The following is an 11213-nucleotide window of genomic DNA, read 5'->3' as shown; positions in this document are numbered from 1 at the left end:
ATTCAAGGCCGGTGTGGCCAAACCTTGAACCTGTAATTGGTGGAGCTAGACGGGATCGAACCGTCGACCTCTTGCATGCCATGCAAGCGCTCTCCCAGCTGAGCTATAGCCCCTCATCGCTGAGGACGGGGCGAATCTTAAGGGCGTATCCGAGGGCTGTCAAATTTATTTTTAACAAATTTGAAAGTTTTTTGCCGGGATAACAATCACTTACCGACAAACCCCGGAAAACCGGGGTATGTCCTGCCTCATCGAGCACTCAGGCAATCGCGCCCAGCAGTTTTTCCCACTCCTTGTTCTCCTTCTTCGACACACCACCGAGCAGATCGATGGCCTGGCGCAGACGGAAACGGGTCAGGTCCGGGCCAAGGATCTCCATGGCATCGAGCACCGACACCGAGCTGGCCTGGCCAGTAATGGCGGCGAACATCAGCGGCATGGCATCACGCAGTTTCAGCTCCAGCGATTCGACCACGGCCTGGATGGTCGCGGTGATGCTGTCCTTTTCCCACTGACGCAGACTTTCGAGCTTCCACAGGATCAGTTGCATCAATTGGCGCACCTGATCACCGGAAAGTTTCTTGGACTCGAACAGCTTCGCATCCGGGGTCACGCCGCCGGCAAAGAAGAAGCCGGCCAGGGGTGCGATCTGGCTGAACGTCTCCACCCTGCCCTGCACATGGGGAGCGATTTTCATCATGTACTCAGGGTTGAATGCCCACTTCTGTACACGCGCAGCAAACTCCTCCACCGGCAGGTCACGCAACCACTGACCGTTGAGCCAGGAGAGTTTCTCGACATCGAAGATCGGACCACCCAGCGACACCCGCGACAGGTCGAAATGCTCGACCATTTCCTGCAGCGAGAACTTCTCGCGCTCGTCCGGCATCGACCAGCCCATGCGCCCCAGGTAGTTGAGCATCGCCTCAGGCATGAAGCCCATGCGCTCGTAGAAGGTCACCGACGTCGGGTTCTTGCGCTTGGACAGCTTGCTCTTGTCCGGGTTACGCAGCAGTGGCATGTAGCACAGCTGCGGTTGTTCCCAGCCGAAGTATTCGTAGAGCAGGATCAGTTTCGGCGCCGACGGCAGCCACTCTTCACCGCGCAGGACGTGGGTGATGCCCATCAGGTGATCGTCGACCACGTTCGCCAGGAAATACGTCGGCAGGCCGTCGGTCTTCATCAGCACTTGCATGTCCATGCGATCCCACGGGATCTCGACATCGCCGCGCAGCATGTCCGGCACCACGCAGACGCCTTCGCTCGGCACCTTCATGCGGATCACATGGGGCTCGCCGGCGGCCAGTCGGCGGGCGACTTCTTCCTTGGACAGCAGCAGTGCCCGGCCGTCGTAGCGCGGGGTTTCGCCGCGAGCGATCTGCTCGGCGCGCATCTGGTCCAGCTCTTCGGCGGTACAGAAGCACGGGAAGGCGTGCCCCATGTCTACCAGTTGCTGACAGTACTGCTGATAGATGTCACCGCGCTCGCTCTGGCGGTAAGGACCGTGCGGGCCGCCAACGTCCGGACCTTCGCTCCAGTCGATGCCCAGCCAGCGCAGGGCGTCGAAGATCTGCTGTTCGGACTCGCGGGTCGAACGCAGCTGGTCGGTGTCCTCGATCCGCAGGATGAACTCACCGCCGTGCTGCTTGGCAAAGCAATAGTTGAACAAAGCGATGTAAGCGGTGCCGACATGGGGATCGCCAGTGGGCGAAGGCGCGATGCGGGTGCGGACGGTGGTCATGGCATGTCTCGGAAAGAATATAAAAGCGAAGATGAAACAGGGGGCGAATGGTAACAGGCGATGGTGGGCGGGCTCCAGTGAGAGGGGGATTTGTGTGGCACCTGTCAGACCGAGGCACCTTCAATCGCGAGCAGGCTCGCTCCCACAGAGAACCAAGTTGTCCAGACTGGACGCGGTCCATTGTGGGGGCGAGCCTGCTCGCGATAAGGCCATTACCGTGGCCACACAACCTCAGACAGTCAGCAACCGCTCGCGCAGCTTGCCAATCTCGTCACGCAACTGCGCAGCCGCTTCGAACTCCAGGTCCCGGGCCAGCTGGTACATTTTTTCTTCCAACTGACGGATACGTTTGCTGATTTCGCTCGGCGAGCGCAGTTCGGCTTCGTAACGGGCGCTCTCTTCGGCGGCCTTGGCCATGCCCTTGCGCTTCTTGCTGCGCGAGCCGGGCACAGTGGCGCCTTCCATGATGTCGGCGACGTCCTTGAACACCCCTTTCGGCGTGATGCCGTTGGCCAGGTTGAAGGCAATCTGTTTATCGCGACGACGCTCGGTCTCGCCGATAGCCCGTTCCATGGAACCGGTGATGCGATCGGCATAAAGAATCGCCCGGCCGTTGAGGTTACGCGCCGCCCGACCGATGGTCTGGATCAACGAACGCTCGGAGCGCAGGAAACCTTCCTTGTCGGCGTCCAGGATCGCCACCAGTGACACCTCCGGCATGTCCAGGCCTTCGCGCAGCAGGTTGATCCCCACCAACACGTCGAACGTACCCAGGCGCAGGTCGCGGATGATCTCGACCCGCTCCACCGTGTCGATGTCCGAGTGCAGGTAGCGCACCCGCACACCGTGGTCGGCCAGATAATCAGTCAGGTCTTCGGCCATGCGCTTGGTCAGCGTGGTGACCAGCACCCGCTCCTCCACCGCCACACGCTTGGAGATTTCCGAGAGCAGATCATCGACCTGAGTCAGCGCCGGGCGCACTTCAACCTGCGGATCGACCAGCCCGGTGGGTCGCACCACCTGCTCGACCACCCGGCCGGCATGCTCGGCCTCGTAGTTGCCGGGGGTGGCGGAGACGAAAATCGTCTGCGGACTCACACTTTCCCATTCGTCAAAACGCATCGGCCGGTTATCCAAAGCCGAAGGCAGACGGAAGCCGTATTCCACCAGGGTTTCCTTGCGGGACCGGTCGCCTTTGTACATGGCGCCGACCTGGGGCACGCTGACGTGGGATTCGTCGATCACCAGCAAGGCATCGGCCGGCAGATAGTCATACAACGTAGGCGGTGGCGCGCCCGCCGGGCGACCCGACAGGTAGCGCGAGTAGTTTTCGATGCCGTTGCAGTAACCCAGCTCCAGGATCATCTCCAGGTCGAATCGGGTCCGCTGCTCCAGCCGCTGGGCTTCCACCAGTTTGTTGTTCGACCGCAAGTATTCCAGGCGCTCCTGCAATTCAACCTTGATCCCCTCGATAGCGCCCAGCAGGGTTTCCCGGGGCGTAACGTAGTGGCTCTTGGGGTAGAAGGTGAAGCGCGGCAGCTTGCGGATCACCTCGCCGGTCAGCGGATCGAACGCCGAAAGACTCTCCACTTCGTCATCGAACAGCTCGATGCGGATCGCCTCCAGGTCCGATTCCGCCGGGTAGATGTCGATCACGTCGCCACGGACCCGGAACGTTGCCCGGGCGAAATCCATGTCGTTGCGGGTGTACTGCAGGTCCGCCAGGCGACGCAGCAAGGCTCGCTGGTCGAGCTTGTCGCCGCGATCAACGTGCAAGACCATCTTCAGGTACGTTTCCGGGCTACCCAGACCATAGATGCACGACACCGTGGTGACGATGATCGCGTCCTTGCGTTCGAGCAATGCCTTGGTAGCCGAGAGCCGCATCTGTTCGATGTGATCGTTGATCGAAGCATCCTTCTCGATGAAGGTGTCCGAAGACGGTACGTAGGCTTCGGGTTGGTAGTAGTCGTAATAGGAGACGAAGTACTCCACCGCGTTATTGGGGAAAAACGCCTTGAACTCGCCATACAGCTGCGCCGCCAGGGTCTTGTTCGGTGCCAGCACCAGGGTCGGGCGCTGCACCTGGGCAATCACGTTGGCGATGCTGAAAGTCTTGCCCGAGCCTGTCACACCGAGCAGCGTCTGGTGCGCCAGTCCGGCCTCGATACCTTCGACCATCAGGCGAATGGCTTCCGGCTGGTCGCCGGCGGGCTGGAATCGGGTGACTAGCTGGAATTCAGACATAACATAACCTCTGGGTTCACCCCTGTCGGCCAGCCAACAGGAACGAGAAAGACCGAAACGACTGATGTCGCCCGAGGAAAAAACTGGGATGCGTACAATGTGGAGGTGAATGCCTTCGCTTTCAAGACGAACGTCCTACACGCCTTGAAGTCTTTGACGCCGCCAGGGGACTAACGGTCGAAAAAAAACGAAAATACTTACCTTAAAAACCGAATCGCCTGTCGCCGCGCCCGGTGATGGCCTCTATACTAGCTCCCCGTTTGTGCACCGCTCTAGTGCATTCGGCTGGAGCGCTACACGTCCCCTCACACTCCATTCAGAGCCGCGCAATAATGAGCCTGTTTTCCGCTGTCGAATTGGCACCACGCGACCCCATCCTGGGCCTCAACGAAGCATTCAACGCCGACACCCGTACCAATAAGGTCAACTTGGGCGTGGGTGTTTACTGCAACGAGGAGGGGCGCATTCCACTTCTGCGCGCCGTTGTCGAAGCCGAGACGATCCGCGTGGCCCAACACGTTTCCCGTGGTTACCTGCCGATCGACGGCATTGCCGCCTACGACCAGGCGGTCCAGACCCTGCTGTTCGGCAAGGACTCGCCGTTGATCGCCTCCGGCCGCGTCATCACCACCCAGGCCGTGGGCGGCACTGGCGCACTGAAGATCGGCGCCGACTTCCTCAAGCAACTGCTGCCTGACGCCGTCGTGGCCATCAGCGATCCAAGCTGGGAAAACCACCGCGCGCTGTTCGAAACCGCCGGTTTCCCGGTGCAGAACTACCGCTACTACGACGCCGCCACCCATGACGTGAACCGCAGCGGCCTGCTGGAAGACCTCAACGCCCTGCCCGACCGCTCGATCGTCGTGCTGCACGCCTGCTGCCATAACCCCACCGGCGTGGACCTGAGCCCGCAAGACTGGAAAAACGTACTGGACGTGGTCAAGGCCAAGAACCACGTTCCATTTTTGGACATGGCTTATCAGGGCTTTGGCGACGGTATCGACGAAGACGCCGCCGCCGTGCGCCTGTTCGCCGAGTCGGGCCTGACTTTCTTTGCGTCCAGCTCGTTCTCCAAATCGTTCTCGCTGTACGGCGAGCGCGTTGGCGCCCTGTCGATCGTCAGCGAATCGAAAGAGGAAAGTGCCCGGGTACTGTCCCAGGTCAAGCGTGTGATCCGCACCAACTACTCCAACCCGCCGACCCACGGCGCCAGTATTGTCGCAGCCGTGCTCAACAGCCCGGAACTGCGGGCCCAATGGGAAGCGGAACTGGCCGAAATGCGTCTGCGGATTCGCGGCATGCGCAACCAGATGGTGGATATGCTGGCTAAAGCCGCTCCGCAGCGGGATTTCAGCTTCGTCGCACGCCAGCGCGGGATGTTTTCCTACTCCGGCCTGACCGTTGAACAGGTGACGCGCCTGCGCAACGAGTTCGGCATCTATGCCCTGGACACCGGCCGCATCTGCGTGGCCGCGCTGAACCAGAACAACATCGATGCAGTGACCAAGGCGATTGTTCAGGTGATCTGAAGGTCGCCGGGATGAAAAAAGGGAAGCCAAGGCTTCCCTTTTTTTGCGTTCACGCTGACCCCGTGGCGAGGGAGCTTGCTCCCTCGCCACAAAAGCAACTCGTCGAAATTACAGCTCCGTCGCCCGCTGACTCGCGGCATCGTCGTAGATCACATACAACGACTCGGCAATCTGACTCTTGATGGCCTTGGTGCTTTCCAGCCCCAGGACAAAACCCTCGGCCTTGCCACCGGCACGGTTCAGTTCGTCAGCGGTGCTGGCCTGGGTGATGGCATCGTAGAGTTTCTCCGCGTGCGGTCCCACGCCCTTGGGCAAGCTGATCTGGGCGGTACTCATAGGCGCACCTCAGTGTGGTTGCCTGTGTGAAGCGGTAACAGATGATTCATGGCGCAAACCTTTGTTTGGCGAATGGCCGGTAGCGCGTTCAGCCACTTCCGGGGGACCATGGTAGCCCTCTCCTGCCGTTGCGGTAACCGCCAATCGCCGATTAATCGCCAACGGACCTGAGGAATGTGCCGGCCGGCAAGAGAAGCTTGACTTCTCTTTTCCAATCAGTAACATACGCGTCATTCCGCGATAGCTCAGTTGGTAGAGCAAGTGACTGTTAATCACTGGGTCCCTGGTTCGAGTCCAGGTCGTGGAGCCAGACAGCAGCAAATCAAGCCCCTGAATCGAAAGATTCAGGGGCTTTTTTGTGGGCGAAAGAAAGGGCTGATTGATTGAAAAGGCTTGCCGATGTCGCTGGCGGAACAATCAGTCAGGCCCGAACAGGCATCATGGTCTGAATCCTGCTTGAATTTGCCAGGCCCGACCGTCACGTGCACGTCATGAGGACGTCGCAAACTGGCGTTGTCCGCCAACAAACATCTCCATAACAACAAGGACGAAGACATGCCCACGCAACACCCGCACCGCAACAATGATCTGTGTACCTCCAGCAAGGTGTACACCGCGCTGACTGAACTCAAGCACCTGGAAGGCCACCGCAGCGCCAAATTCCTTTCGCTGCTGACGCAACACCTGGTGCGCAAGGGCTTGCTCAACGAGCAGGAAGTGGTGCACATGCTCGATCTGGTCGTCGATTGAGCAGCATCGATTCCTACTATTGAAGCGGTTGATTTTTCCTCCCCCCTGCTGAGTCGTAAGGTAACTCCATCGATTGATGGAGGTTCCCATGCCCAAGGTTCAAATCATGTCTGTCATTGGCAGCGCCGTGCCCGCCCCGCTCAGGGAGCGTGGTCTGTTGGCCTGCTGGTATCTGGTGCAGGACGGCGTCACCATCAGCGGTCCGCTGACTTCTCTGCCCGCCGCCCAAGCCCTGTCACAACGCATCGGCCCTTATCTGCTGACCGCCTAGGGCAACCGCACCCGCGGCTTGCTTTCGACGAACAGCGCCCAACACGACATGAACAGCGCGGCGATCAGCGGGCCGATCACAAATCCGTTCAGCCCGAACACCGCCAGCCCGCCCAAGGTCGAGACCAGGACCATGTAGTCGGGCATCTTCGTATCCTTGCCCACCAGGATGGGGCGCAGGAAATTGTCCACCAGGCCAATGACGAATATCCCGAACAGGGTCAATACCACGCCCTGCCAGATGGCCCCGGAGAGCAGGAAATACACTGCCACCGGCGCCCAGACCAGGCCCGCGCCCACCGCCGGCAACAGCGACAGAAAGGCCATCAGCACCGCCCAGAGCAATACCGTGGGAATCCCCAGGATCCAGAAAATCAGCCCACCCAACGCCCCTTGGGTGATGGCCACCAGCAGGTTTCCCTTCACGGTCGCTCGCACCACACGGTTGAACTTCAACTGCAGGCGACGTTTCTGGTACTCCGCCAGGGGAACGGCGGTACGGACCTTGCGCACCAGCTCAGGGCCGTCACGCAGGAAAAAGAACAACAGATAAATCATGACGAAGAAGCTCACCAGGAACTGAAACGTGCCCTGGCCGAAGCTGAACGCCTGGGTGGCGAAGAATTGGCTGCCTTGCATCGCGCCTTTGACGATCCGCTCTCGCAGCCCGTTCAGGTTACCCAGGCCAAAACGGTCGAGCAGGTTCTGGAAGTAAGGCGGCAAGGCATCCCGGAAGCGGGCCAGGTAATCGGCAATGTCCAACTCTCCGCTTTCCAGGCTCTTGTACAACGCCGCCCCTTCCTGGACCAGCAACGTACTGATGACGATCACCGGCAAGATCGCGATCACCACGCAAATACTCAATGTAAGCAGCGAAGTGAGGTTGCGCTGCCAGCCGAGTTTCAGTTGCAGACGGCGCTGCATCGGGGCAAAGACGATCCCTAGGATTACTGCCCAGAACACGGCGCCATAAAACGGCAGGAGGATCCAGATGAAAGCGATGGTGACCAGAATCAACATCAGCATCTGGGACTTGTCTTGCAGGGTCTTTCGGTTCATTTCTTTTCCATATCCTTGGCGCGATAAACGTTAGTCAGCCAGGATTCGCCGGAGTGCCTTTCCCTTTGCATCCGGTGTTGATCCAGATCAATTGCACAGTACCCGTCGTGGCGTACTCTCGGCGCTTTTTGCGATCCGACGCCACCATGCCCTTCGTTGCCCCCGAACTGCTCGCCCCCGCCGGCACCCTGAAAAACATGCGTTATGCCTTCGCCTACGGCGCCGACGCGGTGTATGCCGGTCAGCCGCGCTACAGCCTGCGTGTGCGTAACAACGAGTTCGACCACGCCAACCTGGCCTTGGGCATTGGCGAGGCCCAGGCCATGGGCAAGCGCTTCTATGTGGTGGTGAACATCGCGCCCCACAACGCCAAGCTGCGGACCTTCCTCAAAGACCTGGAGCCTGTGATTGCCATGGCACCGGACGCGCTGATCATGTCCGACCCCGGCTTGATCATGCTGGTGCGCCGGCATTTCCCGCAGATGCCGATTCATCTGTCGGTGCAGGCCAACACCGTGAACTGGGCCAGCGTCGAGTTCTGGCAACAGCAGGGCTTGAGCCGCATCATCCTGTCCCGGGAGCTGTCCTTGGAGGAGATCGCCGAAATCCGTGAGCAGGTGCCGGCCATGGAACTGGAAGTGTTCGTTCACGGGGCGCTGTGCATGGCCTATTCCGGACGTTGCCTGCTGTCGGGCTACCTGAACCGGCGCGACGCCAACCAGGGCAGTTGCACCAACGCCTGTCGCTGGAAATATTCGGCGCAACCGGCGCAGGAAAACGCGGTGGGCGATATCGTGCAGACCTGGCCAGCCGAACCGACCCTGGGCCTCGGCGCGCCCACCGACCAGGTGTTCCTGCTTCAGGAAGCGAACCGCCCGGAGGAATCGATGCCGGCCTTCGAGGATGAGCACGGCACCTACATCATGAACGCCAAGGATCTGCGGGCCGTGCAACACGTGGAGCGGCTTGCCCGCATGGGCGTGCATTCCTTGAAGATCGAAGGCCGGACCAAGTCGCACTTTTATTGCGCACGCACCACCCAGGTCTATCGCCGGGCGATCGACGACGCCGTGGCCGGCCGGGAGTTTGACCGCAGCCTGATGACCGATCTCGAATCCCTGGCCCAGCGCGGCTACACCGAGGGTTTTCTACGCCGGCATGTTCATGATGAGTACCAGAACTATCAGAACGGCAGCTCAGTGTCGGAGCGCCAGCAGTTCGTCGGTGAATTGACCGGCCAGCGGCGCGAGCGTCTGGCCGAAGTCCGGGTCAAGAACCGCTTTGGCCTGGGCGATCACATGGAATTGATGACCCCCAAGGGCAACTTTCACTTCGACCTGCATCAACTGCAGAACGTCAACGGCCAGGGCATCGACGTGGCACCGGGAGACGGGCATGTGGTGTACGTGCCGATTCCGGATGCGGTGGATTTGCGGTTTGGGTTGTTGATGCGCGATGTGCGAGAAGCGTAGCGCCTGCACGGCCTCCCCAATCATGCAGACACCGCCAAACAATTGTGGGAGCGAGCCTGCTCGCGATAGCGCCTTCACAGTCAACATCGTCATTGACTGATCTACCGCCATCGCGAGCAGGCTCGCTCCCACAAGGTCGTGTTTGCCTTCGCCCGGCAAGAACTGCCGAAGGCTGCGATCCTCCTTTCCCGATAGGGCCCGGTTGCCCAGGCGAAACATCCGGATCGAGCACGAAAGATCGCAGCCTTCGGCAGCTCCTGCTGCACGACTCAGATGCGGAACTGCCCCACCAGTTTGCCCAGGCGTTGGCCCAGATCGGCCAAGCTGCGGGAGGTCTGGGCACCGAGTTGAGTTTCGTCGGCGACGCTGTCCACCGCCACGGCGATCTGGTGCACGCTGCGGTTGATTTCCTCGGCCACGGCGGTCTGTTCTTCAGCAGCGCTGGCGATCTGGGCGTTCATCGAATTGATGGTGCCGATCAACTGCGCCATGGTGTCCAGGGACGCCCCGGCCTCGTTGGCCTGCACCGACGTGCCATCGCCCGCTTCGCTGGAGCGGCGCATCGCTTCTACCGCCGCGTGGGTGCCCGACTGCAAGCGATCAATCATGCCCTGGATTTCCTGGGTACTTTGCTGGGTCCGACTGGCCAGGGCCCGTACTTCATCAGCCACCACGGCAAAACCGCGGCCCGCTTCCCCGGCGCGAGCGGCCTCAATGGCGGCGTTCAGCGCCAACAGGTTGGTCTGCTCGGCGATCGAGCGAATCACCCCCAACACGCTGACAATCGAAGCCACGTCCTGTTGCAAACTGTCCAGGGACAAGCCGCTGCTGCGAATATCGTTCACCAGTGCATGAATCTGCTGGATGCTGCCGGCCACCACACGCTTGGCGGACTGGCCTTCTTCGTCGGTCTGCTGGGCCGCGACGGCTGCACCCTGGGCACTGCGAGCCACTTCCTGGGCGGCCGAAGACATCTCGTTGATCGCCGTTGCGACTTGGTCGGTTTCGTGACGCTGACGCTCCATGGCCTGCTCGGAGCGCTGTGCCTGCTCGGAAACCTGCGCCACCAGCCCAGTCAGCTGCGAGGTCATTTCGGTGATCTGCCGTACCAGACCGTGGATCTTGTCGACAAAACGGTTGAACGAGCCGGCCAGTTGGCCGAGTTCGTCCTGGCTGGTGATCGCCAGGCGGCGAGTCAGGTCGCCCTCGCCCGCCGCGATGTCATCGAGGTTGTCTTTCATCAGGTGCAGCGGCCGCAGGATGGCATTGGCCAGCAACATGCCCACCACCGCAATCACCAGCAATACCACCACAGCAATACCCACGATGCTCAGCAGAACGCCTTGCAGACGTTCTTGAACCTTGGCCTCAACCAGTGCTACCTGAGCTTCAATGCCGTCCAGGTTGACCGAGCTGCCGACCGCCATGTCCCACTTGGGCAAGTAGTCGGTGTAGCCGAGCTTTGGCACCAGTTCTTTGCTGTTTGGCAGTGGCGAGCTGTATTCCAGATAGTGTGTCCCGTCCTTGGCGACTTTCACCAGGTCACGGTTGACATAGACACCGTTGGGATCGCGGTTGTCCTTGAAGGTTTTGCCCACACCGTCGGGGCTGTTGGCCTTGAAGAGACGAACAGTTTCGGAGTCGTAACCGAAGAAATAGCCGTCCTTGCCGTAGGTGACGTTCGACAGCAGCTTGATAGCCTCGGCCCGCGCGGCGTTATCCCCGGGCGCCGACGCGTCGTACAACGGCTTGATGGCAGTAAGCCCCACCGCGACGTAATTCTGCAGGGTGGCCTTGGCGTCACTGAGC

At 60.4% G+C, this 11213-nt stretch carries 8 protein-coding genes, 2 tRNA genes and 2 pseudogenes; 5 read left to right on the top strand and 7 right to left on the bottom strand.

Annotation, left to right across the window (positions count from 1 at the left end; genetic code table 11):
• Positions 1 to 37: 37 nt before the first annotated feature.
• From GSM73_RS00250 to uvrB, 3 genes are all read right to left on the bottom strand, one after another.
• Positions 38 to 113 (bottom strand) — tRNA-Ala (locus tag GSM73_RS00250).
• A gap of 146 nt (positions 114 to 259) precedes the next feature.
• Complete coding sequence (gltX, locus tag GSM73_RS00245) at positions 260 to 1741, bottom strand: glutamate--tRNA ligase (RefSeq protein WP_076383912.1); 1482 nt, start codon at positions 1739 to 1741, stop codon at positions 260 to 262.
• A gap of 231 nt (positions 1742 to 1972) precedes the next feature.
• The gene (uvrB, locus tag GSM73_RS00240) at positions 1973 to 3988 is read right to left on the bottom strand and encodes an excinuclease ABC subunit UvrB (RefSeq protein ID WP_076383911.1); all 2016 of its coding nucleotides are present in this window, start codon (positions 3986 to 3988) and stop codon (positions 1973 to 1975) included.
• A 332-nt stretch (positions 3989 to 4320) separates the two neighbouring features.
• Here uvrB and GSM73_RS00235 point away from each other — a divergent pair, with 332 nt between their 5' ends.
• Complete coding sequence (locus GSM73_RS00235; RefSeq protein ID WP_107322238.1) at positions 4321 to 5517, top strand: amino acid aminotransferase; 1197 nt, start codon at positions 4321 to 4323, stop codon at positions 5515 to 5517.
• Between the two features lie 108 nt (positions 5518 to 5625).
• On the opposite strand, the gene GSM73_RS00230 is transcribed toward GSM73_RS00235, so the two are convergent.
• The gene (locus tag GSM73_RS00230) at positions 5626 to 5853 is read right to left on the bottom strand and encodes a hypothetical protein (RefSeq protein WP_047229257.1); all 228 of its coding nucleotides are present in this window, start codon (positions 5851 to 5853) and stop codon (positions 5626 to 5628) included.
• A 234-nt stretch (positions 5854 to 6087) separates the two neighbouring features.
• Between GSM73_RS00230 and GSM73_RS00225 the strand changes: the two genes are divergently transcribed.
• From GSM73_RS00225 to GSM73_RS00215, 3 genes are all read left to right on the top strand, one after another.
• Positions 6088 to 6163, top strand: a tRNA-Asn gene (locus GSM73_RS00225).
• A gap of 245 nt (positions 6164 to 6408) precedes the next feature.
• A complete protein-coding gene (locus tag GSM73_RS00220) occupies positions 6409 to 6603 on the top strand; it encodes a hypothetical protein (protein WP_047229259.1) in 195 nt (64 codons plus the stop codon).
• Positions 6604 to 6691: 88 nt separating this feature from the next.
• Positions 6692 to 6874: a hypothetical protein gene (locus GSM73_RS00215; protein ID WP_047229260.1), complete on the top strand. Its 183-nt coding sequence runs from the start codon at positions 6692 to 6694 to the stop codon at positions 6872 to 6874.
• On the opposite strand, the gene GSM73_RS00210 is transcribed toward GSM73_RS00215, so the two are convergent.
• Complete coding sequence (locus GSM73_RS00210; RefSeq protein WP_047229261.1) at positions 6871 to 7932, bottom strand: AI-2E family transporter; 1062 nt, start codon at positions 7930 to 7932, stop codon at positions 6871 to 6873. The genes GSM73_RS00215 and GSM73_RS00210 overlap by 4 nt on opposite strands.
• 146 nt (positions 7933 to 8078) lie before the next feature.
• Between GSM73_RS00210 and yegQ the strand changes: the two genes are divergently transcribed.
• The gene (gene yegQ / locus GSM73_RS00205) at positions 8079 to 9404 is read left to right on the top strand and encodes a tRNA 5-hydroxyuridine modification protein YegQ (protein ID WP_076386590.1); all 1326 of its coding nucleotides are present in this window, start codon (positions 8079 to 8081) and stop codon (positions 9402 to 9404) included.
• A gap of 269 nt (positions 9405 to 9673) precedes the next feature.
• Here yegQ and GSM73_RS28140 read toward each other — a convergent pair.
• Both GSM73_RS28140 and GSM73_RS28135 read right to left on the bottom strand, forming a co-directional pair.
• Positions 9674 to 10267: pseudogene (locus GSM73_RS28140) on the bottom strand (methyl-accepting chemotaxis protein); the annotation flags it as partial.
• 312 nt (positions 10268 to 10579) lie between these two features.
• A pseudogene (locus tag GSM73_RS28135) lies at positions 10580 to 11173 on the bottom strand (cache domain-containing protein); the annotation flags it as partial.
• Between the last annotated feature and the right edge of the window lie 40 nt (positions 11174 to 11213).

Source organism: Pseudomonas sp. PICF6 (genome assembly GCF_009831705.1).
Lineage (GTDB): Bacteria > Pseudomonadota > Gammaproteobacteria > Pseudomonadales > Pseudomonadaceae > Aquipseudomonas > Aquipseudomonas rhizophila.
Note: the sequence above shows the minus strand (reverse complement) of the source record. Positions and strands in the feature narration are given on the sequence as shown.